Origin of the sequence: Mesorhizobium sp. M7A.F.Ca.US.005.03.1.1, from assembly GCF_003997975.1 — a bacterium.
Lineage (GTDB): Bacteria > Pseudomonadota > Alphaproteobacteria > Rhizobiales > Rhizobiaceae > Mesorhizobium > Mesorhizobium ciceri.
Window position 1 is genome coordinate 20,496 of the sequence record NZ_RZRO01000046.1, and the last position, 21,790, is coordinate 42,285.

General features: G+C 63.8%; 32 protein-coding genes and 1 tRNA gene. 15 read left to right on the forward strand and 18 right to left on the reverse strand.

The genetic code is table 11. The features are described from left to right. The first annotated feature begins 20 nt into the window (after positions 1–20). The 3 genes from EN990_RS19360 (at position 21) to EN990_RS19370 (ending at position 2,665) form a co-directional block, all read left to right on the forward strand. Positions 21–773: a pyridoxamine 5'-phosphate oxidase family protein gene (locus EN990_RS19360; RefSeq protein ID WP_063168570.1), complete on the forward strand. Its 753-nt coding sequence runs from the start codon at positions 21–23 to the stop codon at positions 771–773. Between the two features lie 64 nt (positions 774–837). Next, positions 838–1,290 carry a GNAT family N-acetyltransferase gene (locus EN990_RS19365; RefSeq protein ID WP_127384752.1) on the forward strand — a complete coding sequence of 151 codons (453 nt, stop codon included), beginning with the start codon at positions 838–840 and terminating at the stop codon, positions 1,288–1,290. Positions 1,291–1,465: 175 nt separating this feature from the next. Then, positions 1,466–2,665 carry a PLP-dependent aminotransferase family protein gene (locus tag EN990_RS19370; RefSeq protein WP_206524262.1) on the forward strand — a complete coding sequence of 400 codons (1,200 nt, stop codon included), beginning with the start codon at positions 1,466–1,468 and terminating at the stop codon, positions 2,663–2,665. Here EN990_RS19370 and EN990_RS19375 read toward each other — a convergent pair. Continuing rightward, the gene (locus EN990_RS19375) at positions 2,642–2,944 is read right to left on the reverse strand and encodes a hypothetical protein (RefSeq protein ID WP_245459131.1); all 303 of its coding nucleotides are present in this window, start codon (positions 2,942–2,944) and stop codon (positions 2,642–2,644) included. The two genes, EN990_RS19370 and EN990_RS19375, sit on opposite strands and share 24 nt — an antisense overlap. A gap of 319 nt (positions 2,945–3,263) precedes the next feature. Between EN990_RS19375 and EN990_RS19380 the strand changes: the two genes are divergently transcribed. The 6 genes from EN990_RS19380 (at position 3,264) to EN990_RS19405 (ending at position 9,066) form a co-directional block, all read left to right on the forward strand. Beyond that, complete coding sequence (locus tag EN990_RS19380; RefSeq protein ID WP_013530756.1) at positions 3,264–3,692, forward strand: VOC family protein; 429 nt, start codon at positions 3,264–3,266, stop codon at positions 3,690–3,692. Positions 3,693–3,879: 187 nt separating this feature from the next. Then, a complete protein-coding gene (locus EN990_RS19385; RefSeq protein WP_013530757.1) occupies positions 3,880–4,395 on the forward strand; it encodes a hypothetical protein in 516 nt (171 codons plus the stop codon). A 233-nt stretch (positions 4,396–4,628) separates the two neighbouring features. Beyond that, positions 4,629–5,246 carry a C39 family peptidase gene (locus EN990_RS19390; RefSeq protein ID WP_127369040.1) on the forward strand — a complete coding sequence of 206 codons (618 nt, stop codon included), beginning with the start codon at positions 4,629–4,631 and terminating at the stop codon, positions 5,244–5,246. 24 nt (positions 5,247–5,270) lie between these two features. Next, positions 5,271–6,359, forward strand: coding sequence for a D-alanine--D-alanine ligase family protein (locus EN990_RS19395; RefSeq protein WP_127369041.1), 1,089 nt, complete (start codon positions 5,271–5,273; stop codon positions 6,357–6,359). A 152-nt stretch (positions 6,360–6,511) separates the two neighbouring features. Continuing rightward, positions 6,512–8,497 carry an AI-2E family transporter gene (locus tag EN990_RS19400; RefSeq protein WP_127369042.1) on the forward strand — a complete coding sequence of 662 codons (1,986 nt, stop codon included), beginning with the start codon at positions 6,512–6,514 and terminating at the stop codon, positions 8,495–8,497. 80 nt (positions 8,498–8,577) lie between these two features. Beyond that, on the forward strand, positions 8,578–9,066 hold the full coding sequence (locus EN990_RS19405) for a GNAT family N-acetyltransferase (protein ID WP_127369043.1): 489 nt from the start codon (positions 8,578–8,580) through the stop codon (positions 9,064–9,066). Positions 9,067–9,123: 57 nt separating this feature from the next. Here the strand turns inward: EN990_RS19405 and EN990_RS19410 are convergent, their stop codons facing one another. The 4 genes from EN990_RS19410 to EN990_RS19425 all read right to left on the reverse strand — a co-directional run bounded on the left by EN990_RS19410 (position 9,124) and on the right by EN990_RS19425 (position 11,775). Continuing rightward, positions 9,124–10,125 (reverse strand): aldo/keto reductase, encoded by a 1,002-nt coding sequence (locus tag EN990_RS19410; protein ID WP_127388351.1) that lies wholly within the window; start codon positions 10,123–10,125, stop codon positions 9,124–9,126. Positions 10,126–10,223: 98 nt separating this feature from the next. Next, positions 10,224–10,469 carry a DUF982 domain-containing protein gene (locus tag EN990_RS19415; RefSeq protein WP_013530762.1) on the reverse strand — a complete coding sequence of 82 codons (246 nt, stop codon included), beginning with the start codon at positions 10,467–10,469 and terminating at the stop codon, positions 10,224–10,226. A 131-nt stretch (positions 10,470–10,600) separates the two neighbouring features. After that, complete coding sequence (locus EN990_RS35505; protein ID WP_164753542.1) at positions 10,601–10,780, reverse strand: hypothetical protein; 180 nt, start codon at positions 10,778–10,780, stop codon at positions 10,601–10,603. 110 nt (positions 10,781–10,890) lie between these two features. After that, the gene (locus EN990_RS19425; protein WP_013530764.1) at positions 10,891–11,775 is read right to left on the reverse strand and encodes a LysR family transcriptional regulator; all 885 of its coding nucleotides are present in this window, start codon (positions 11,773–11,775) and stop codon (positions 10,891–10,893) included. A 103-nt stretch (positions 11,776–11,878) separates the two neighbouring features. On the opposite strand from EN990_RS19425, the gene EN990_RS19430 reads away from it, so the two are divergent. Continuing rightward, positions 11,879–12,748 (forward strand): NmrA/HSCARG family protein, encoded by an 870-nt coding sequence (locus EN990_RS19430; RefSeq protein WP_127369700.1) that lies wholly within the window; start codon positions 11,879–11,881, stop codon positions 12,746–12,748. Between the two features lie 80 nt (positions 12,749–12,828). Here the strand turns inward: EN990_RS19430 and EN990_RS19435 are convergent, their stop codons facing one another. After that, on the reverse strand, positions 12,829–13,146 hold the full coding sequence (locus EN990_RS19435; RefSeq protein WP_013530766.1) for a hypothetical protein: 318 nt from the start codon (positions 13,144–13,146) through the stop codon (positions 12,829–12,831). A gap of 278 nt (positions 13,147–13,424) precedes the next feature. Here EN990_RS19435 and EN990_RS19440 point away from each other — a divergent pair, with 278 nt between their 5' ends. Continuing rightward, positions 13,425–13,667: a hypothetical protein gene (locus EN990_RS19440; protein ID WP_013530767.1), complete on the forward strand. Its 243-nt coding sequence runs from the start codon at positions 13,425–13,427 to the stop codon at positions 13,665–13,667. A 91-nt stretch (positions 13,668–13,758) separates the two neighbouring features. Here the strand turns inward: EN990_RS19440 and EN990_RS19445 are convergent, their stop codons facing one another. The 4 genes from EN990_RS19445 to EN990_RS19460 all read right to left on the reverse strand — a co-directional run bounded on the left by EN990_RS19445 (position 13,759) and on the right by EN990_RS19460 (position 15,111). Continuing rightward, the gene (locus tag EN990_RS19445) at positions 13,759–13,965 is read right to left on the reverse strand and encodes a hypothetical protein (protein ID WP_013530768.1); all 207 of its coding nucleotides are present in this window, start codon (positions 13,963–13,965) and stop codon (positions 13,759–13,761) included. A 194-nt stretch (positions 13,966–14,159) separates the two neighbouring features. Next, a complete protein-coding gene (locus EN990_RS19450; RefSeq protein ID WP_013530769.1) occupies positions 14,160–14,345 on the reverse strand; it encodes a hypothetical protein in 186 nt (61 codons plus the stop codon). A gap of 317 nt (positions 14,346–14,662) precedes the next feature. Beyond that, positions 14,663–14,736, reverse strand: a tRNA-Gln gene (locus tag EN990_RS19455). An 84-nt stretch (positions 14,737–14,820) separates the two neighbouring features. Continuing rightward, the gene (locus tag EN990_RS19460; protein ID WP_013530770.1) at positions 14,821–15,111 is read right to left on the reverse strand and encodes a hypothetical protein; all 291 of its coding nucleotides are present in this window, start codon (positions 15,109–15,111) and stop codon (positions 14,821–14,823) included. A 551-nt stretch (positions 15,112–15,662) separates the two neighbouring features. On the opposite strand from EN990_RS19460, the gene EN990_RS19470 reads away from it, so the two are divergent. Beyond that, entirely contained in the window at positions 15,663–16,730 is a 1,068-nt protein-coding gene (locus EN990_RS19470) for a PAS domain S-box protein (RefSeq protein WP_013530772.1), read from the forward strand. 4 nt (positions 16,731–16,734) lie between these two features. On the opposite strand, the gene EN990_RS19475 is transcribed toward EN990_RS19470, so the two are convergent. Continuing rightward, a complete protein-coding gene (locus EN990_RS19475; protein ID WP_127370215.1) occupies positions 16,735–17,673 on the reverse strand; it encodes an alpha/beta hydrolase in 939 nt (312 codons plus the stop codon). Between the two features lie 146 nt (positions 17,674–17,819). Between EN990_RS19475 and EN990_RS19480 the strand changes: the two genes are divergently transcribed. Together EN990_RS19480 and EN990_RS36685 are read left to right on the forward strand one after the other, a co-directional pair. Further along, positions 17,820–18,128: a hypothetical protein gene (locus EN990_RS19480; RefSeq protein WP_127370214.1), complete on the forward strand. Its 309-nt coding sequence runs from the start codon at positions 17,820–17,822 to the stop codon at positions 18,126–18,128. A 91-nt stretch (positions 18,129–18,219) separates the two neighbouring features. Continuing rightward, positions 18,220–18,354, forward strand: coding sequence for a hypothetical protein (locus EN990_RS36685; protein WP_263484935.1), 135 nt, complete (start codon positions 18,220–18,222; stop codon positions 18,352–18,354). A 38-nt stretch (positions 18,355–18,392) separates the two neighbouring features. Here EN990_RS36685 and EN990_RS19485 read toward each other — a convergent pair whose 3' ends face one another. The 5 genes from EN990_RS19485 to EN990_RS19505 form a co-directional block, all read right to left on the reverse strand. After that, positions 18,393–18,638: a DUF982 domain-containing protein gene (locus EN990_RS19485; RefSeq protein ID WP_127370212.1), complete on the reverse strand. Its 246-nt coding sequence runs from the start codon at positions 18,636–18,638 to the stop codon at positions 18,393–18,395. Positions 18,639–18,652: 14 nt separating this feature from the next. Then, complete coding sequence (locus EN990_RS19490) at positions 18,653–18,889, reverse strand: DUF982 domain-containing protein (protein WP_027035115.1); 237 nt, start codon at positions 18,887–18,889, stop codon at positions 18,653–18,655. A gap of 94 nt (positions 18,890–18,983) precedes the next feature. Continuing rightward, positions 18,984–19,427, reverse strand: coding sequence for a GFA family protein (locus EN990_RS19495; RefSeq protein WP_127370569.1), 444 nt, complete (start codon positions 19,425–19,427; stop codon positions 18,984–18,986). A gap of 171 nt (positions 19,428–19,598) precedes the next feature. Continuing rightward, a complete protein-coding gene (locus EN990_RS19500) occupies positions 19,599–19,778 on the reverse strand; it encodes a DUF3606 domain-containing protein (RefSeq protein ID WP_013530777.1) in 180 nt (59 codons plus the stop codon). Between the two features lie 492 nt (positions 19,779–20,270). Then, positions 20,271–20,462: a hypothetical protein gene (locus EN990_RS19505; protein ID WP_127368804.1), complete on the reverse strand. Its 192-nt coding sequence runs from the start codon at positions 20,460–20,462 to the stop codon at positions 20,271–20,273. Between the two features lie 199 nt (positions 20,463–20,661). Here EN990_RS19505 and EN990_RS19510 point away from each other — a divergent pair, with 199 nt between their 5' ends. Next, positions 20,662–21,090: a DoxX family protein gene (locus EN990_RS19510; protein WP_063168563.1), complete on the forward strand. Its 429-nt coding sequence runs from the start codon at positions 20,662–20,664 to the stop codon at positions 21,088–21,090. A gap of 49 nt (positions 21,091–21,139) precedes the next feature. Here the strand turns inward: EN990_RS19510 and EN990_RS19515 are convergent, their stop codons facing one another. Together EN990_RS19515 and EN990_RS19520 are read right to left on the reverse strand one after the other, a co-directional pair. Beyond that, entirely contained in the window at positions 21,140–21,445 is a 306-nt protein-coding gene (locus EN990_RS19515; RefSeq protein WP_013530780.1) for a hypothetical protein, read from the reverse strand. Positions 21,446–21,518: 73 nt separating this feature from the next. Further along, positions 21,519–21,788 carry a hypothetical protein gene (locus EN990_RS19520; protein ID WP_127368805.1) on the reverse strand — a complete coding sequence of 90 codons (270 nt, stop codon included), beginning with the start codon at positions 21,786–21,788 and terminating at the stop codon, positions 21,519–21,521. Positions 21,789–21,790: the final 2 nt, after the last annotated feature.

Sequence of the window (21,790 nt, forward strand, 5' to 3'; positions counted from 1 at the left end):
ATCGACCAATGTCATGGCGCATGGTTGGCAGACGACAACCAAGGATGCAAGCCGTGAACGACACGCCAGCCAGTTTTCCGACCACCAGCCGCAACCGCGTCAAGCGCCTGCACGAGCGCGGCAGCTACGACCATGCGGCAGTCTTCGCGGTGCTGGATGCCGGGCTGCTGTGCCATGTCGCCTATACGTTCGACGGCCAGCCCTATTGCACGCCGACCATCCACTGGCGCGAGGACGACATGCTGTACTGGCACGGCTCGTCGGCCAGCCGCATGCTGCGCAATCTGCGCGGCGGCACGCCGGCCTGTCTCACGGTGTCGCATCTCGACGGGCTGGTGCTGGCGCGCTCGGGCTTCAACCATTCGGCCAACTATCGCTCGGCGATGTGTTTCGGCACGGCGCGAATCGTCGACGAGCCGCAGGAGAAACTGAAGGCGCTGGCCGGCGTCGTCGACCGTTTCTATCCCGGCCGGAGCGAGACCCTGAGGCCGATCTCGGCGCAGGAGGCCAAGGCGACGACGGTGATCGGCATGCGTATTGAAGAGGCATCGGCGAAGGTGCGCGCCAAGGGCGTCGGCGACGACGAGGAGGATTACGGGCATCCGGTTTGGGCCGGCGTCATCCCGGTGCGGATGGTGGTCGGCGCCGCCGAGCCGTGTCCGAGGCTGATGCCTGACATGGAGCGGCCACGGAACCTGGCTGGATATGCCGAGGGCGCGCGGCTCGATGAGGCGCTGACGCAGGCGCAGCGGGTTTATGAGGGCGAAGTTTAGCCCGCGCCTAGTGGGAACGTATTCAAATCTTGCCGCTGCCGCCGCCTCGCGATATCTCGACACCATGATCACCTTCCGCCGTGCGCAAGCCTCCGACCTGCCTGATATCGTGGCCATGCTGGCCGACGACCCGCTTGGCGCCGGCCGCGAGGACGCTTCCTTGCCGCTGGCGCAAGGTTATGTCGACGCTTTCAACGCCATCGACGCCGATCCCAATCAGCTGCTGGCGGTGGCCGTGGATGGCGGCGAGGTGGTCGGCACCTTGCAGATATCTTTCCTTGCCGGGCTCTCGCGCAAGGGCGCGTGGCGCGGCCAGATCGAGGCGGTTCGGGTCGCCGGCCACAGGCGCTCGGACGGCATCGGCAGGCAGATGATCGAATGGGCGATCGACGCGTGCCGCGCGCGCGGCTGCGGCCTCGTTCAACTGACCACCGACAAAGGGCGGGCGGACGCGCATCGTTTTTACGAAAGCCTCGGCTTCACCGGCAGCCATCTCGGCTACAAGAAGAGCCTTTAGGCGGTCGGAAAACGCTGCAACACTTTTGTGGAACTGCTCGCGGCGTTCGAGCAGTGCGCCAGTGCTGGCGCATTCGGGAAACCGTTCAGGCACACTTCAATTCGCGGCCAAGAGGGGATATAGGTCAGTCAAGTTGACCTATATTGCAGCGTCGGGGAGGCGTGCCGTGACCCTTATGAACCTGTTGGCTTCGCGCTCGTCGCGCATGAAAGCGTCCGAAATCCGCGAGCTGCTGAAGCTGCTCGACCAGCCGGACATCATCTCGTTTGCCGGCGGTATTCCCGATCCGGCGCTGTTCCCAGCCGAGGCGATCCGCGACGCCTATGCCGATGTGCTGGGTGGCGCCGAGGCGGGCGCTGCGCTGCAGTACCAGGTCTCGGAAGGCTATCTGCCGTTGCGGCGCTGGCTCGCCGGGCAGATGGGCAAGCTCGGCGTCGCCTGCGACGAGGCCAACATCTTCATCACCTCCGGCTCGCAGCAGGCGCTGGATTATCTCGGCAAGCTGTTCCTGTCGCCGGGCGACACCGCGCTGGTGACGTGGCCGACCTATCTCGGCGCGCTGCAGGCTTTCAACGCCTATGAGCCGCGCTACGACCGGCTGACCCCGGCCGGCGGCAACATGACGCCCGATGCCTATCGCGCGGCGGCGGCCGCCAATGGCGGCAAGGCCAAATTCGCCTATCTGGTGCCGGATTTCGCCAACCCGACCGGCAACACGCTGAACCGTGAGCAGCGCGAGGCGGTGCTCGACCTTGCCGGCGAACTCGACATCGCCGTCCTCGAGGATGCCGCTTACCGCGCGCTGCGCTATGACGGCGATGGCGAGCCGCCGATCCTGGCGCTCGATTGTGCCCGGTCCGGCGGCATCGACAAGGCGCGCACGCTCTATTGCGGCTCGTTCTCGAAGATCCTGTCGCCGGGCATGCGGGTCGGCTGGGTGTGCGCGCCGCGCCACATTGTCGAGAAGCTGGTGCTGATGAAGCAGGCTTCGGACCTGCACAGCCCGTCGATCAACCAGGTGGTGATGCATCGCGTCGCCGAAGCCGTGTTCGAAGGCCAGGTGGAAAAACTCATCGACGCCTATCGCGAGCGCCGCGACGGGCTGCTCTCGGCACTGGAAGCCCACATGCCCGAAGGCGTGACCTGGAGCCGCCCGGAAGGCGGCATGTTCGTCTGGGTGACACTGCCGGAAGGGGCCGACGCCACCGAGCTTCTGGCTCGGTCGGTGAAGGAAGCGCGGGTCGCCTTCGTGCCGGGCAACGCCTTTTATGCCGATGGCACCGGGCGCAACACGCTGCGGCTGTCCTTCACGCTCGCCGACCGGCGCGCGGTGAGCGAAGGCATTCCAAGGCTAGCCGCCATCCTGAAGGGATAGGCCGGCGCTGGAAGCCGGCTTTTCCTCCGCCGTTACAGTCACCAGCCGCTCAAGCTTTGAAAGCCTGGTGCGAGCGAGCTTGCGGACCGGCCTTTCGAAACCTTCTTCGCCGTTTTCGACGACGAAGACCAAGGTCATGAAATCGAGCATGAATTCGTCGATGGCTGCCGCGACCTCGCGCGACCTGCCCTTGAACCGGCGCAGCAGAGCGGTTGCTTCCTCGATATCGTCGAGACCGGCGCTGTCGACCAGCGCTTCGAGCCTCTGAAAACAATCCAATCGCAATTCCTCCCACCGCGCCACCAAACCCGGTTGCGAGCGGAAAGTTCCAAACTGTGAGTGGTCTCGCGAAGAAATCGCCTCCACTGCTTGAATTCCGCGGACGGGCCATCGGCAATTTTTTTGTTCGGGTGGAACCTCCGCGGCCAACAAAGGTTCTTACCAGGTCTGATCCCCCCCTCAGACCCCTGAAGGCTAGACATGCTTTCCAAAGGCCCGCCGGATCCCCTCCCGGCGGGCCCTTTGTTTGCTGGGAAGTATCCGCATTGACGACGCCCTATCCCAACCTAAATTCGAACCCACACGAGGAGGCGTTTTCATGGAAACCCAGGAATTGCATCGCGGCCGGCTCATCGACCACATCCAACTGGTGGTCAGAAACCTCGCGGCCAGCCGGCGTTTCTACGAGGCGGTCCTGCAGGCGCTCGATGTCCCGATCGGAGGTAGCGGCGCCGACTTTTTCTGGGCCGACGAGCTGTTTGTCTCCACTGCCGACAGCCGGGCCGCACAGGGAAAACTCACCGGCCGCCATCACCTGGCTTTCCAGGCAAGGGACCACGCCATGGTCGACGGCTTCTACAAGGCCGGGCTGGCGGCCGGCGGCACGGACAATGGCGCGCCGGGCGAACGGCCCTATCACCCCGGCTATTACGCCGCCTTCCTGCTCGATCCGGACGGCAACAACATCGAGGCCGTCCATCACGGCCCGCATCGTCGCAGCGCCGCTTCGGTGAAGATCACCTTCTAAGCTGCCGATATTCAGCCGGCCGGGATCGCGGACGCATGGGCGATGCTGGAGAGAGGCTGCCTTGCGTTGCCAGATCGGTGGCCCCGATGCTAACCGTGCAAATGGCGGGTGGGAATCGGTCCCGAAGCAACGTCCGCCACAAATTTTCAATAAAACTCCCCTTACCCCCCGTGGAGATATTTTTTTTATGCAAAACCCAGCAAGGGCGATCTGTGCCGCCACGCTTCTATTTGCGATCGGGGCCGTTGGCCTCACAAGTATATCATCCTTTGCTTATATTTCATCGGCGCAGGCCCAGGAGGAATATCTTCCGACCGAGAAGGATTTTGTCGGCAAATGGAAACTCAACGGCGGAGCCATCCGGCCGCCGCGCGATATGAAGGATGCGCCGACACCGGAACAGGAAGCGGCCGCCAGTGAGTTCCAGCAGACGGTGACCGCGTTTTACGGGGCGTTCGATTATCTGGAGATCACGGCGGACGGCCGCTACAATTTTCACCAGCCCGGAGATCCGACGTCGGGGCCTTGCGTCTGGTGCGGAACCTGGTCGTTCAGCAAGAGTTCGGCGTGGCTCGAGCTGGATACGGCGCCCCGGCTGGATATCTACGCCAAGGACGGCGACATGCAGATGACCTACACTGTCGAACCCTACGAAAAATCGAAATATGCGTGGCTGGTTTTCGGCTGGGCGAAGGCCGAGTAGGCGGCGCGCAGCATTCACCACGTTCGTCATCCTCGGGTCTCCGCGACGGAGCTTCGCTCCTGCTCCGCCTGTGGATGACGAAGGCGGGAGAGGCTTCCGCTAACCCCGGATGTCAGCGATGGTTGACCGAAACGGAAGATGACATCTTCTGGGTCGCGCCACTGAATGTCACGGCTTTTCATCCATCTCGTATCCTCGTATACGAGATGGAACCAGCCGACCGAGGAGACCGCATGAGCCCGCCGCCTGAAACCGTGCCGTTTTTCAGCCAGTGGGAAACGCCTGACATGACGCTGGACGTGCTCGCCGACGGCGCGGATGTTGCGCTCAGGCGCGATCCGCTGTGGAGGCGATCCGGGGCGGAGACCCTCGACGAATACGCAATCTGGGCCGCCAACATCTGCGGCATGGCCTGCCTTAAGATGATTCTGGCCAGCCGCGGCGAGATCGTGCCGACGATCGAGCTTGCCAGGCGCTGCACCTTATATGGCGGCTATGTCGTCAATGAGAGATCGATCAAGGGGCTGATCTACGCGCCCTTCGTCAGCTTCGTGAAGGAAGCTTTCGGCCTGCGCGCCGAGGTGATGACCAATGTCGCCACATCAGACATTCCGGCGATCATGCAGCGGACGCGCTTCTTCATCGCGTCGGTCAGCAGCTCGATCCGCTGGCCCGAGCGTGAGCCGCCCTCGAAGGGCGGCCATCTGGTGCTGATCACCGCGGCATCCGACGAAGGTTTCCGCTTTCACAACCCGTCCGGCCATGAGCCCGCCACACAGGCAGACGCAGTGTTGTCACCGGCCGATTTCGACCGCTTCTTTGCCAATCGCGGCATTGCCGTCGCCATTTGATTTTTTGACAGTCGAGGGATTTCGATGACCGACAAGACAAGAGTGGCCATCCTCTATGGCGGGCGTTCGGCCGAGCACGACGTGTCGCGCCTTTCGGCCGCCAATGTGCTGAAGGCGATCGACCGCACGCGCTACGATATCGTGCCGATCGCCATTTCGCGAGGCGGCAGGTGGCTGCTGCAACAACTCGATCGCGCCGCGGCGATCGGCGATGAGGCGGCAGGGGCGCCGGCCTCCGAAGACGGCCCGGAGGTTGCTTTGTTGCCCGGCGGCAAGGGCCGGCTGGTTGCGGTGTCGCGGGATGGTACGCAGCCTGAGCTGCCCCCCATCGACGTCGTGTTCCCGGTGCTGCACGGGCCGTTCGGCGAGGACGGCTCGGTGCAGGGCTATGCCGAGGTCGCCGATGTCGCCTATGTCGGCTGCGGCATTCTCGCCTCGGCCGCCGCCATGGACAAGGACGTCGCCAAGCGGCTGATGCGCGAGGCGGGACTGGCGGTTGCCCGCTCCGTCACCGTGCATCGAAACGGCAAGCATTCCTTCCAGGAGATTGCCGGGACGCTCGGCCTGCCTTTCTTCGCCAAGCCGGCGCGCCAGGGCTCGTCCTTCGGGGTCAGCAAGGTGAATGACAGGGACGGCTTCGAGCAGGCCATCGACACGGCTTTCCGCTACGACGGCAAAGTGTTGATCGAGGAATTCGTCGAGGGCCGCGAGATCGAGTTCTCGGTGCTGGGGCGCGCCGACGGGTCGCTGACGGTGTCGCTGCCCGGCGAGATCATTCCGGCCGGCAAGCACGGCTTCTACACCTATGAGGCCAAATATCTCGATGCCGACGGCGCGCTGGTCAAGGTGCCCGCCGATGTCCCGGCCGATGTGGCCGAAAAGGCCAGGGATATGGCGCGGCAGGCGTTCCAGGCGCTTGGCTGCGAAGCCATGGCGCGCGTCGATTTCTTCCTGCGCACCGACGGCAGCCTGCTTGTCAACGAGGTCAACACCATTCCCGGCTTCACCGACATCTCGATGTATGCCAAGGCGCTTGCCGCCTCAGGCATCGGCTACAGCCAGACCATCGACGTGCTGATCGAGCACGCGCTGGCCAGGCATGCGGCGCGCTGATCCGATCGGGCGAGCCTGACTTCCATTTAGCCCTTGGGGAGCGGCCGGTGCGGGCCGGATCATTGCCTGTGAGCGAGGCGTATTTCATCGTTGGCTAAAGTTGCACGTCCGCTCTATATGCCCGACCATGGCATTTGGCAGGGAGGCATCACGTGGCCAATCGTCGAAACGGCACGGCGTCTCCGGCTGATGGGCTGGGGGACACCCTTTCAGCGGCCGCGCCCCATCCGCGAACCTCTTTGCCCAATGTGGCGGCCATCGTCACGACAGTGGCGGCACTGTATTTCGGGCGCGAGGTTTTCCTGCCGATCGCCATCGCGCTGCTGCTGACCTTCGCACTGGCGCCGCTTGTCGCAGCGCTAAAAAAGCTCGGCATTCCCCGGATTGCCGCCGTCATCGCCAGCGTGCTCGGCGCCTTCGCGGCGCTTGGCCTGTTCTCCTTCATCGTCGCCACGCAGGTCAGCGAACTGGCGCAGAACATCCCGGTCTACCAGACCAACATCCTGACCAAGATCCGCTCGCTCAAGGAAACCGGGGTCGGCGGCGGGATCCTTGCCAGACTGAGCAAGGTGGTCGAGCGGGTCGGCCAGGAGATCGACAGGCAAGACCCCTCGCTGCCGGTCGCCACCCCGGAAAAGCCGCCGCGCGAGCCGGTGCCCGTCGAGATCGTCGCGCACGAAAGGCCGCTTCAGGTCCTGCAGAATGTCGTCGGGCCGCTGATCAGCCCGCTTGGGTCGGCCGGGCTGATCATTGTCGTCGTCATCTTCATGCTGCTCGAGCGGGAGGATCTGCGCGACCGCTTCATCCGGCTTGTCGGCTACGGCGACCTCCACCGCACCACCGAGGCGCTTCAGGATGCCGCCAAGCGGGTGGGCCGCTATCTCCTGATGCAATTGGTCGTCAACATCGTCTACGCCATACCGATCGCGATCGGGCTCTGGGCCCTCGGTATTCCCAATGCGCTGCTGTGGGGGCTGCTGGCCCTGGCGCTGCGTTTCGTTCCCTATATCGGCCCGATCATAGGCATGCTTTTGCCGCTGTTCCTGGCGCTGGCCGTGGCACCGGGCTGGTCGCTCGTGCTGTGGACAGCCGCCTTGTTCGTGGTGATGGAACTGATCACCGGCAATGTCATCGAACCCTGGCTCTACGGTTCGCGAACGGGACTGTCGCCGCTGGCGATCATCGTCGCGGCGATTTTCTGGACGTGGCTCTGGGGGCCGCTCGGGCTGATCCTGTCGACGCCGCTCACTGTCTGCCTGGTGGTGCTGGGCAGGCACGTGCCGCAGTTTGAATTCCTGGACGTGCTGTTCGGCAACGAGCCCGTGCTCGAACCCCATGCGCGCCTGTACCAGCGGCTGCTGGCCGGCGATCCGGAAGAAGCCACCGATCATGCCGAGGAGATGCTGGAGGAGAAATATCTGGTCGAATTCTATGACAAGGTTGCCATTCCGGCGCTTCTGCTGGGCGAACAGGACCGTGTGCGCGGCGTCATGGGCGATTTGCAAAGGCGGCAGGTGGCGGCCAGTGCCCTGATGCTGGTCGCCAATCTCGACGACAGCGCGCAGGAGGAGGCAGGCGAGGAGGAGGGGCCGCCCGTGGCCGCAGAGGCGAGCGACGATGACGATCCCGGCGGGGAGGACGAGACCGAACTGCCCGATGGCACGGATATGTCCGTGCTTTGCGCCGGGGGGCGTGGCGAGCTCGACGACGCCGCTGCCGCGATGCTGGCGCAGGTGCTGGAGGTCCAGGGCGCGACGGTGTCGAAAGCCAGCTTTGCCGATATGGAACCCGCCGGCATTCGCCGCCTTGAGCTCGAAACCGTCGACACCGTCGTGGTCGGATTCCTGAACCGGGATTCCATCAAGCACGCCCGCTTTCTGGTCCGCCGGCTGAAGCGTGCGAAGGCCGCACTTCGGGTGGGAATCGTGTTCTGGTCGGAGGCCGACAGCGAGGACAAGGAGACGGCGGGCAAACTGGCGCGTGACATGAACGCGGATTTCGTGGCGCATGGCATGGTCGACGCGGTGCTGGGCGCGCTGTCAAACGAGCCGCCGGTCGCGCTCAAGCTTGTCGCCAAACGGCGCATGCGGCGACAGCGGGCCGCGTCCAAGAAGGTTACCGCGGCAGCGGCGGGTTGACCGAAATCGGCTGAAGGCCGGTGGAACCAGGCGGCCCTCCGCGCGGCCTTACGAAATTAGCTACCCGTCGGCGGTGAGAAATGCTCGAAATTCGCCCAGCCCAGGAAGCCGACCGGTCGGCGATCGTGCAACTGTGGCATCAGGGCTGGCATGATGCCCATGCGCATCTGGTTCCAGCCGAAATCCTGGCGTACCGAACGCCGGCGCATTTTGCGCTGTGGCTGGAGCAATCCACCGATGCCTTCCATGTGGCGGCAGCCGATGGATTGCTTGGCTTCGTCTCGATAAACGGGGCGGAGGTGGTGAAACTCTATGTAAGCCCGCAGGCACGGGGAAGCGGAACCGCCCGCGATCTGCTGTCTTATGCCGAGCATCTCTTGTGCGAACAGGGCGTGGCGGAGGCCGAGCTTTTCTGCACGGCGGGAAATGTCCGCGCGCAGAGATTTTATGCCCGCGAAGGATGGCGCTTGAACCGCAGCTTCGAAGACGCACTTTGGCTGCCGGATGATGTCGCCGGCAGGTTCACCGTGGAAACCCACTGCTATCGGGAGCATCTGGGCTTTCGTTAGCATCACTATTCGGAACGAGCTTGGCGAGATTGTCGCGGACGCTGGAGCAGGCGCCCCCTACCGGTCGACCATCGCCATGCCCCGCTCGGTATAGCGCGGGCCGGAGATTTTTCCCGGCGCGAGCGCTTCGTTGAGCGCGGCCATCTCGGCGGCATCGAGTTTGATAGCGGCGCCGGCGACGTTCTCTTCCAGGTATTTTCTGCGCTTGGTGCCGGGGATCGGCACGATGTCGATGCCAAAGCCGTCGCCCTTCGCCAGCAGCCAGGCCAGCGCGACCTGGCCGGGCTTGACGCCGCGGGCAGCGGCGATGTCGCTCACCTTGGCGGCCGCCTCGACATTGGCGTCGTAGTTTTCGCCCTGGTAGCGCGGGTCGTTGCGGCGATAATCGCCGTCGGGATAGTCTTCCGCACGCTTGACCTGGCCGGTGAGAAACCCTCGGCCGAGCGGCGAGAACGGCACCAGGCCGATGCCGAGTTCGCCAAGCAGCGGGATGATCTCCGGCTCCAGATTGCGCTCCCACAGCGAATACTCACTCTGCAACGCCGACACCGGATGCACGGCATGCGCCCGGCGGATGTTGGCTGCACCCGCTTCCGACAGGCCGAAGAAGCGCACCTTGCCTTGCGCGACGAGTTCGCCGACGGCGCCCGCGACATCCTCCATCGGCACCGCCGGGTCGACGCGGTGCTGGTAGAGCAGGTCGATACGGTCGGTTCCGAGGCGGCCGAGCGAGGCTTCCACCGCCTCTCGAATGTGCTCGGGCCGGCTGTCGGTTCCGGTCTGCTTGCCGTTTTCGATGCGGAAGCCAAATTTCGTGGCGATCGTCACCTGGTCGCGCTTGCCCTTCAATGCCCGGCCGAGCAGGGCTTCGTTGTCGTAAGGGCCATAGACTTCGGCGGTGTCGAGGAAGGTGCAGCCGAGGTCGATGGCACGGTGCAGCGTGGCGATGGATTCGGCCTCGTCGGCCGGGCCATAGGACTGGCTCATGCCCATGCAGCCGAGGCCGATGGCCGAGACCTGCAGCCCCTGGCTGCCGAGCTTGCGTGTTTTCAGGGTCATGGCAGGCGTTCTCCGGAGGGGGCGCAGCGATTATAGCGTCAGCAGGTTCAATCGATACGCCTATTCGATCACGATGTGGCTATTCGATAAGGATGTGGCTATTCGATCAGGATGTGGGCTTCGCGCGCTGCTTCGACGAGCGCCGCCCTGGCGACGTCGGGGGCAACATCGCCGCTCGTCGCCCGCTGGCAGGCGCGCAGTGCGGACCGATGCTTCGGGCTGCCTGCGTCACGCCAATGTGTGGTGAGCAAATCAATGGCCTGCTGTGTGTTGGACAGATGATGGATGGAACCGGTGACGCCGACCGAAACCGCCACAGGTTTGGAGAACCATGCCGTTTGCATTGGAACCACCTCAATTGGGCTGAAGCAATAAACGCTTATGGCCGCTCAAGGTTTCGTCGCTACCAATCAATCTGGCGTGATAGATTGCCGATACCCCCCAGCGGCATTGGGCCCCACATTGTCCGCGGGGCTCACATGTTCGAGGCGACGTCGCGGGTGGGCGGTGTTTTGGGTTTGTGGGCGGCGCGTTGCCGCGTCGCCTGGTCGGCAGGGCGGGGTTTGACCGTGTTCACGGTCGTGGGCGCCTGCGCCTTGCGGCGCTTGAGCCAGTTGGCTGACAGTTCGGCAAGGAGACTGCGCAAGTCTTTCACGGCGTCCTCCTCTTGTAGGGCGACAAGGTAATTGCCGTCGCCCCAACTTGTTCCACCGCAAACTCCTTCCGCCAGAAATAAAAGTTCTTGCCGGCGAAAGCAGCCGGGCATCACCTGCCGATATAGGCGGCCAGTTCGTCCGGCGTCCCGTTCGGGAAGGCCTGTTTCAGAAAATCCAGGAACGCCGACACGCGCGGGCTGAGCAGCCGCCGGGAGGGGTAGAGCGTCCAAAGAGCGATCTCAGGGGCGTCGATGTCCCCCCAATTCACCAACGTGCCGTCAGCCAAATCGTGGGCCACCAACGAAATGGGAAGACGTGCCGCACCGACCCCCGCTCGCACCGCATCGCGCACCATAATGAGCGTTCCCAAAGCGAGGACCGGCTCGATTTTGATCGTCGACCGGCCACCCTCGGTCTTCACGTGCCATGTTTGCCGTTCGCCTTTCCCGCGCGCAACGGCAGGGGCCGGTCCACCGGTGCGAGGAAGGTGAGGGCTCGCCACGACGACCAGCCGGTCGCGGAGAAACGCCCGTCCGACCAAGCTTTCGTCGGGATCCGGGTTGACCCGGATCACCAGGTCGTAGCCTTCCTCGATCATGTCCACAGCCCGGTCCTCCGTCGTGACCTCCAGCCTCACCTCCGGAAATTTGAGGGCAAATCCCGCGGCGATCCTCCCCATCGCGGTCTGAGAAAAAAGCAGGGGCGCGCTGATCCGCAGTCTCCCCTTGGGTCTTTGACCGCCCGAGGCGATCGCCGCGGCCGTCTCGTCCAGTTCGGCAAGCAACGCCCCCGTCCGCTCGAAAAGCGCCCGTCCTTCCTCGGTCAGCTTCAGGTTACGCGCACCCCGTTCAAACAGGCGCAGGTCAAGGCTGCTCTCCAAGTCTCCAACGCGCCGCGACAGGGTTGCCTTGGGTCGGCCGGTGGCCCGTGCCGCCTTGCCGAAACCGCCATGGCGGGCAACGAGGTTGAAATCGGTGAGGGCCAGAATATCCATAGGTGTTCCACCAGTGAGACGGTGCGTCTAAAATTTCGGTCTGTTTGAGTGTTTGTGAGCCACACATATTGGGCCTGTCAAGCAACCCAACAGGAGAAATTCCATGACCATCCTCGTTACCGGCGCCACAGGCAATGTTGGCCGCCAAGTCGTCGAGCACCTCGTCAAGCGCGGCGCCGACGTCCGTGCTCTCGTCCGCGATCCGTCGAAAGCCAGCTTCCCGGCGGGCGTATCGGTCGCGCAAGGCGACTTTCTCGATGTCGATTCACTGCGCAAAGCCATGTCCGGCGTTTCCACCCTGTTCCTCTTGAACGCCGTGGTGCCGGACGAATTCACCCAGGCTTTGGTCGCGCTGAATGTCGCCCGATCGGCGGGCATCGAGCGGATCGTCTATCTCTCGGTGATCCATGCCGACGTGTATGTGAACGTGCCGCATTTCGCCGGCAAGTTCGGCGTCGAGCGAATGATCGAGCAGATGGGCTTCCAGGCTACGATCCTGCGCCCGGCCTATTTCATCCAGAACGACCTGATGATCGAAGACGTCATCACCGGCTACGGCACCTACACAATGCCGATCGGCGCCAAAGGCCTCGCCATGGTCGATGTGCGTGATATCGCCGAGATCGCCGCTCTCGAGCTGCTGCGCCGCGAACGGTCCGCGGAGCCGCTTGCGCTCGAGCGGATCAACCTCGTCGGTCCGCAGACACTGACCGGGACGGATATCGCGGCCATCTGGTCCGACGTGCTCGCCCGGCCGATCAGCTACGGCGGCGACAACACCGAAGGTTTCGAGCAGAATCTCAAGCAGTTCCTGCCTGCCTGGATGGCCTACGACATGCGCTTGATGGGCGAACGGTTCCTGACCGACGGCATGCTGCCCGAGGCCGGCGACGTCGAGCGCCTGACCGCGCTTCTGGGCCGCCCTCCGCGTCCCTATCGCGACTTCGCCTCACAAATCGCCGGCTCTGCCTGACGGAACGGCTCCGGTCATCACCCGGTTCAGAAACAGCAGGGCGGCCTTTTGAGAAGGCCCCCTGTTCAGCCGGTACCGTCTTACTGCAGGGTGGCCGGACCAGGCCCGTCGCGTTGGGCGATCATCCGCCCGCCATCGTCGCCACCGAGACCATCCACGAACAGGCCAGCCACGCCGTCGAAATTGGTGAGCCCGTCGAATTCAATTGCGGCGCCAATCAGCTGGGCTGCCTGGAAGACAAGGTATTCGACGTCCTCGAGGGCGATGTTTTCGGCCAGGTTCCTGACCCTTACATGTTCCGCCACCGCCGTGATACTGACGATGCCGGTCTTCCTGAAGGCGATCTGGACCGCTGAACGGACGTCATCGCGCAGTCGCGCCGAGTAATCATACCGCATCGAAACCTCCCAAAGGGAACGGTTTTCTGTTCAGGTTGCACAATGCGGCAGAGGCTTCGTCTTGGCAAGTCACGAATTAAATAATATCTAAACAAATCAGCTAGTTAGCATAGTTATGCAAGTATGCGCCTTACGCCGAATACCATCAGGCTCATCATGCGCATGAGAAGCAGTTCACTCATCGCGAGGTCTTGACGCGCTAGGAGCGCTTTCCTAACTATTAGGTAAGCGAGTTGAATACTCATTCGAGGTATCGGGATCCTGAGCGAGGGAGCGCGATGACTGAACTGGAACGCCCGGAACGGTTGCAGATCATGCTGACGTCAGACGAGCTGGCTGCGCTGGAAAACTGGCGCTTCGACAAGCGTATGCCGAGCCGTTCGGCCGCGGTCAGGGAATTGCTGCGGCGCGGGCTTGCCTCGGACGGCTTCCTGACGGCGGAGCAAGGGGCGAAGTCGCAAGACTTCGGCATCCTGCCAACCGCCGGCGGCAACGGCATTTCCGAAAGCGGCAAGGAGTAGCGGGTCACCGCGCGTGAGCCGCTCCAGTCCTTTCAGGCTGCCGGTCGCCGCAACGCGGTGCCGGCCGGCCCAGCGGACCATAACTCTCGATTCAGAGGATGTTGGTCGTCACTTCGACGACGATCGCGGCACCTTCCAGGCTGCCATTGGTGACGTGCACGACACGCGATACCCGCAGATCCTGCGTGGTTCCATCGATCGACAGCGCAACGCTTTCGCCGATCCGCGGAACCGCCTGAAAAACCGCGTCCGTGGCCTCCGGCCGGTTGTCGATCGATATGCGGCAGTTGACGGTCATGAGATGTCTCCTGTGTCGGCCCGGTGGTCAACGCGGGGTCCGCGAAATGGTTTCAGGAGCCGGATGCAACTTGACGGCGCCCAGATCCGTAAAACACTAATTGCTCCATTGTTCATCGTAACGGAGCAACAGGGCCCGCTGGGGGCGTTGGGGCTGCCCCGGCGAGCTTGATCCGCCTTGCCAGGGGCGTGGCATCACCGGGGTATGGAGACGAGTTTCGGCGCCCGCAATTCCCCGGCCATCCTTGCCGCCTGGAAAATTGTCATCAAAACCAGGATGGGCTCACCCTCGGTCGGGTTGATGGTCAGCACGACGCGGCCAAGCTCGTCGCTCATGCCGCAAGACCAGTCCTTGACGGCTATCACCTTTCTCGCGGCCATATGCCGTTCTCCTGCACGGGAGGTTCTCTGCCGGCTACGCCGTCTGGAGTTGGTCGACAGAACCTTCGCCTGACATTGCAACCAGCCGAAATGCGGCAAATGCGGCCAATATCATGAAAACCGCCGTGACGTTCAGGGACATCGTCGACGCAAGGACGCCCCCGTCAAAGCAACTCAGTTCCATGCGCTGTACCCCTTCAAGCCACTGACGGCCTGGATGATGATCCTGCTTCGAGTGAAATACAAGCGCGCGCTAATGTGCTGAAGCTGGCTGGCCAGTCTGCGCGCGGCTTCGAACCAGCCAAGCGCTTGGTTGCTGGTTCCCGCTCAAGGGCTCGAACCTCGATTCACGCCTTCAAAGGGCGCTGTCCTACCATTAGACGAAGCGGGAAAATGCACGTTGCGCCCCACCCCTAGCCGGTTCGCGCGCCGGGATCAACGCACTGCGGCGGCAAAGCCGATTGGAAGCGCGGTGTCAGTCCGGAAAGTTGGTGACAGGTTCCTCGCAGCGGTAGACCGGGCAGCTGCCGTCACGGGTCGGGACATAGGCCGACATCGGCACCTCCGGCCAGTCGCATTCGTTGCCGAACTGCCTGACATAGCGGTCATAGGTGTTGGGGCCTGTGGTCAGCACCACGGCATGGCGGCTTTGGAGCAGTTGCCGGAGCTGGTCGCAACTCATCGTGCGGGTGTCGGGCCTGGCTTCGGCGAGGCCGGTCGCGGCCAGCAGGATCGCTGCCGTCAAGGCAATTCGGCGCATTGGCATGGCTGTTCCTCGAATGGACATATCGGCCGAAACTCGCATCCCGCCGGGTGGTTCCGCAACCGCCGGCTCGCCGTCTGTGGCAGCGCAACCAAATGGTCCGTCGTGCATTGCTGGGGATGGATGGCAGGAAGCCCTACAAAACTCCGCAATGGCGGCCCGGAAGCGGGGATCGCGAGGCCATGTGCTGTTCCTTCTGCGGCGGACGCGACCACAGCTACGAGGACTGTCCGCAAAGGAATCCCGACGCCGATGCAGTGCCCGTTGCGCCGCCCAACGACGCTGGCTCCGAAAAAGCAGGCCGATAAGACGGACAGGGCGAAGCGGTCACCGAGCTTACAGCAGCTCGACTGGATCGGCATCTACGGCCGCAGAGGCATTGCCGAGATGGAGGGCCGGGCATTATCGTGACATGCGTGTCCGCGACCGCAAATGCGGAATGTTGCGCACCGACTGCAACCAAAATGCCCGGTCAGGCATTTCTGGCACGAGGGAAATCCTCACGCATGCCCGGACGCTGGCGGGAGGCGGCAAGGTGGGGCCACGACGGGGCAATGACAGAATTGGCAAGCGTCGATAGCCTGCTCGAAATCACTGCCCACGCTCGGCTGGCGGCGATTGTCGATTCGTCCTTCGACGCCATCGTCAGCAAGGACCTGAACAGCATCATCACCAGTTGGAACGCGGCGGCGCAACGCATGTTCGGCTACACCGCCGAAGAGGCCGTCGGCCGCTCCGTGCTCATGCTCATCCCCGATCATCTCAAGGATGAAGAGACCGACATCATCAGCCGGGTTCGCAAGGGCGAACTCCTGGCCAGCTATGAGACTATCCGCCGGCGCAAGGATGGCGGCCTCATCGCCGTGTCGCTGACCATTTCGCCGATCAGGAATGCGTCCGGCGAGATCATCGGCGCATCGAAGATCGCCCGCGACATCACCGCCAGCAAGGAGAGCGAGCGTCGGATCAGGCTTTTGCTCCGCGAGGTGAACCATCGCGTCAAGAACCAGTTCGCGGTGATACTCTCGATGATCCGGGAGACCAGCAAACGCTCGACCGATCCGCGCGAGTTCGAGGAGATGATCCGTTCCCGCATCATGGCGCTGTCGCGGTCGCACGATCTGCTGGTGAACTCGGAATGGGCCGGCGCCAGCCTCTTCGACCTTGCCCAGGAGCAGCTCAAGCCGTTCGGCCACGAGGCGCGGGTATCGCTTTCCGGACCGCTTTTGACCCTGCAGCCGAATGCCGTGCAAAATCTCGGCATGGCGTTCCATGAACTCGGCACCAACTCTTCCAAATATGGCGCGCTGGCGAGCGAGGCCGGGCGGCTGGAGATCACCTGGCGGATCGTCGAAGGCGCTTCGGACAAGCTGGAAATCCATCTGCTCTGGGACGAGACGATGCCGGTGCGTGAGGGAGAGCGGCCCGGGGGGCGGCAAGACGAAAGCACGCGCAAGGGTTTCGGCACCGTCGTCCTGCAACGGGTCGCGCCGCAATCGCTGAACGGCTTGGCGGTGCTGGATCGCAGCCCGGGCCATCTCAGCTGGTCGCTGACGGCGCCGCTGGATTCGATCATCGTTCCGCAGCTCGGCGCTGACCTGCCTGAAACCGAAACGTCCTGACCCATCAAGGGGAGGGCGAAGGTAACTCCGATCGCGCGGAGATGCGGTGACCGGTCTCACTGAAGAAGCCGGCCAGCAGATCGGCCGTCCGCGCCGGGTCCTCCTCGGGGAAGAAGTGTCCACCCGGCATCGCCTGGCCGCGCACATCCTCAGCCCAGCCGCGCCACAGCGCCAGCGGCCCGCCTTCGCCGGCATACCAATCCGCCAACGCGCCCTGACCGCTCCATAGCGCCAGCAGCGGGCAGCGGATGCGCCGGCCGGCTGCCTTGTCGGCATGGTCATGCTCGCGGTCGAGCGTGGCTGCCGCCCGATATTCCTCGCAGATGGCATGGGCGTGGGCAGGCGTACGCAGGGCCTCGACATAGGCCCGACGCACTTCGGCTGGAAACGCCGATGGCTGTGAGCCCCAGCCGTTGAGCGCATTGTCGACGATCGCCTCGGCGGCGCCGGACAGGATCTTTTCGGGCAATGGCTCGGGCTGCGCCAGCAGCGACCATGGCCAATAGCCCAGCGCCAGCCTGGCGTCGGCGCGGTCCCAGGCATCCGCGGTCGGCACGATGTCGAGGACGGCGAGCCTGTCGATGCTGCCCGGATGGTCGAGCGCCATGCGGTAGGCGACACGCCCGCCGCGATCATGGCCGGCGACCATGAAGCTGCTGAAACCCAGCTTCTCCATCAGCCTCACCAAATCGTCCGCCATGGCGCGCTTGGCATAGGGTGCGTGGTCCGGAGTGGACGCCGGACAGGAGCTGCCGCCATAGCCGCGCAAATCGGCGCAGACGACGCTGAACCGGCTGGCCAGAGCGGGCGCGATGTCGCGCCACATCAGATGCGTCTGCGGAAAGCCGTGCAGCAACAGCAATGGCGGCCCGGTCCCGGCACGCAGGCAGAATATGCCGGCATCGCCGGTGTCGATTTCCGCGCCTTGAAAACCTTCGAACATGACCGCCTCCGGCACGCGCAACGGCCGGCGAACGGGTTTGGTTGCAATGCCGCCCGGCGACGCGGCCAACCTTTTTCGTCGACAGGCGTTGTCCCTGTGAAGGGAAGGTCGCCGCGGGCGACCGTGAAAGAAAGAAGGAGGCAGGGATGAGAACTCTCGCCATCATGCCATTCGGCCTTATGCTGGCGCTGGCAGTGCCGGCCGCAGCCCAGCAGCAGAACGACAGCCAGGCGCCGCAGGCCGACAAATGCAGGGCTCAGACCGGGCAAGGGGCAAAACAGCAGCCTGAAAAGCAAGCCGATGACGGCAATTTGACCGCGAAGCTCAACGACTGCGGCGGCGTGCTGAAACCGCCCCCGACGGGAGACCAGGGCATGGCGGCGCCGGCCCCCGACGAAGGCAAGACGCCGGTGATCAAGCCGGGTGAAGTTCCACCCCAGCCGCCGAAGCAATAAACGCCGGCTCACTGGTATTACCGCACAAGCTAATGGAACCTCGTTTTCTCGGGAGCGTTTTTCTCACGACTTGGAATTTGGAGAGATTATCGTGAGAGATATTGCAGCCACAGCCACGTTGCTTGCGTCGATCGCCATCGTGATTGCATTGATTCTTCTGGTGCCGAAGAGCTTTGGATTCGAAACCTCTCAGCCGATTGTCCAGGGCGAGCTTCCAACGAAATGACAAAGCAGGCGAGGCACGACGTCTGCTTCCTTTGACACCTACCGCACCAAGACGCCGGCGTGGCTGCAGAGCGCTGCGAACGCTTCCTGCGCCTCGGCGGCGCCTCTCTGGGTTTCCAATGCGGCTTCGACCTTCTCGCGCGCCGCCTGGTAGAACGGGCCGCGCTTGGCCTGCCGCCAATCGATCAGGATTTCGCTGGCATCCCTGAGCGTGGCGACGTCGCGGATCGTGTCCGACCCATGCGGCTTGATCCGCATCGGTGTGGGCAAAATGAGCTCAGACATGTCCTGTTTTCCAACTACTGCAGGAGTTTTGCTTCGCGCGCGGCGTCGATCACCGCCCGCATCGCTTTTTCCGGCGGCGTCCAGCCATCCAGCGCATCGCGGCAGCTGCGCAACGCCGCCCGGTAGCGCCGTCCCTGGCCAGCCGGCCAGTCGCCGAGGCATTCCAGGCCTTCCCAGGCGCTGCGGATGATGCGCTCGCGCTCAGGCGCGAATTTCAGCCTGATGGGGCGGGGAAACATCTTGTCGTTCAACGGTCGTCTCCATGATTGCCGCAAGTCGCCGGGCGACATGCGTGAGAGGCGTCCGGTAACGTCGGCGGCAGGGCAGGGTTCCCTTGCCCGGAGATCAAATCTCTGCGTCGATGTCCGACAGCGATCTCGGCGTCGGCGCTTCGGCGTTGTACGTGGCTGGGCGGTCATGCTCGAACTGTTCGGCGCCTGGCAAAGCGTGCAGCCAGGTCTCGCGCCTGGAGGTCCACAATTCATATTCGGGCACGAGATCGGTCGGCGCGATGTCGAGGCTGCCGATTGCCACCTCGGCCTCGTTGTCGTCGACCCAGGCGACGCGGCCGCCGCATGTCGGGCAAAAGCTGCGCGTGCCATAGGAGCTGACGAGGCCGGTGGTCTCGAAGGCCTCGCGCGGCCAGATGGCAAAGGCCGAATAGACCGAACCGCCGGCCTTGCGGCAATCCTTGCAATGGCACAGGCCGACGCGCAGCGGCGCGCCGTGAACCTCGAACTGCACGCCGCCGCACAGGCAGCTGCCGGTCCTGCGTATGGTGTCGGACATGACGACCTCCCTCAATGCGTGGCGCTGCGGGCCGGGTGGGACAGATGCTCGTCTGCCGTTTCGTTGGCCAGGATGAGAAACCGGGAAAAAGACATCCTGTTCACCGTACCACCAGGCCCGGTTGACACGGCCCGCAGCGTCTTCAACGCCGCCCAGGCGAAATGGTTTCGGCTAGCCGCGGGCCGCCATATGGGCGTCGAGCTTCTTGCGCGAGGGTCCGTAGCGCTTGATGATGGTCTGTGCCTCGCTTGGCGGAATGCCGTATTTGCGGGCAAAGGCGGCAACCTCGTAGGGCTCTTCGCCCGAGACCTGCTTGCGGTCCTGTTTCGTCTTCGACTTGTCGTCAGCCATCTCAGGCCTCGCTTTCTGTTGTCGGGGAAACGCGCAACCTTCGGCGCCCGCGATCAACACGACATAACACAGATCGGCGCCGCCGGTTCCACCAGGCGACACGGCCAGGCTGCAACCGGCCTGTATCAGGCCGATGGCCGCATCGGGTCGGCGTCGGCAGCGTGGTCGCCGTCACATTCGGAGCATGCCGCGCTGAGGCCGGGGCAGCCGCGCCGGTGGGTGCCGGCAGGGCAACAATGGCCGTTGGAACTCGTCCAGCGCGGACATTGGAAGACCTGGCCAGCGCCGCCGCAGCCGCTGCATTCCAGCGTCGCCGACCCCACGCCACGAGGTATCGCCCCAAACCTGACGCTTGTTCGCAAATTTCAGCCCACCCAAAATTGCTGCACCGGCACACCGCTGCATTAGCCCCGGCTAACAATATCACATTCGTGATTACCAACAAGTTTCAATCGCGCGATGCGCCGGAAAGCCGTTCGGGCCGGCGTGTCGTCAGGCCGGCTTCAGCCGCATCGCGGCGAGATACATGAGCGCCGAGGTGGCCTGCCCGCGGTCCCAGCCGGCAGCCTCGACCTTGCGGAGCAGGGCGTCGAGATGCGGAGCCAGCATATCCCTGCATTCCTGTTCGTAGGCGGTGCTCATCGCCGGATGCCGCGGTGCGCCAATGGTCAATGCCTTGGCCATGTCCGTTTCCCCCTTTGAGCGAGCAACGCTATACCGTCGGCCGGCAAACCGAAGATCGCTCCTTGCCGTCGGTGTGAGGCTTCGAAGCCTGCTTCGACCCGCGGCAAGCGCCCTGTCGAGAAAAATTGGCCTGGTGTGTCGGATCTGGCGTCCGTCGCGCGTCCTAGGAGCGAGCAACCTGCAAAGCTGGAGAACGAGCATGTCGTCGCAAATCACTCAATCGCCGTGGCAGACCGCGGCCCTTCTCATCGCCCGGCTGATTTTCGCCGGCGTCTTCCTGATGGCGGTGACGTTCAAATTCATGGGCATGGCGGCCACCGCCGGCTATATCGCCGCCGCCGGCTTTCCGTTTCCGCTGTTCCTGGCCTGGTGCGCGGCGATCCTGGAAGTCGCGCTGGTGCTGTGCTTCCTGACCGGCGCCTTCTTCACGCAGGCGGCCCTTGTCGCCGCCGCCTATGTGCTGTTCCTGGCCCTTGCCTTCCACGGACCCAGCCACTGGGCCGGCAACCAGGCCGAGTTCGGCTTCTTCATCGACCATTTTTCGTTCCTGGCCGGACTGCTGTTTGCGGCGGTACATGGACCGGGCAAGGTGCTTTCGCTCAATTTGGGATGGCCGGGCAGGGCTTGAGGCGAGGGCAGTGGGCCACCGCGGACGCATGCCGGCCCGCCGGCACCGTTCACAGCTGGTCGTTGTAGGGTTCCTTTATCTTGCCGACCATGCGGGCCAGCTTTGAGAAGGACGGCAGCTCCGCCTCCGGCTGGCACTGGTTGGCGAGTTCCAGCAGCCGGATCGGAAAGTTGACGGCGTCGCGGCTGGATGCGGACATGCCTTCGGATCGTTCCTCGTTGGTTTCGCCGGCCTCGGTCTTGCGCAGGGCCAGGTCGATTTCCTCCGCCGTCAGCACCCCCTTTTGAACCAGGAGACGATTGATCGAGGCGACGGCCATCAACAGGCCTTCGAGTTGCAGGTTGGCGACATTCATGGCGATTGCTCCCGTGGCTGGGGTTGAAACGCACGAGCGGCATTTCCGCTCCAGAAAGTCTGCGGGCGAACGCCTATTCCTGCGTCAGCCGTTCGCCATATTCGCGCCACAGCGCCTTGACCTCCAGGTTGCCGAGGCTGCCGATCGAAACATCCCCACAGCTGATGGCGACGGCGCCGACGTCGTATTGGGGGTAGGCGTTGGCGACGAAACGGATGGCTTCGCCCAGCGAATGCACGCGGATGACTGGATCGGCCTGACCCTGGCCGGTGCTGCACACGCCGGAAACCGTGGCTGGTGCATGTCGCATCCTGAACACGGATGCCATGGCTGGTCTGTCCATCG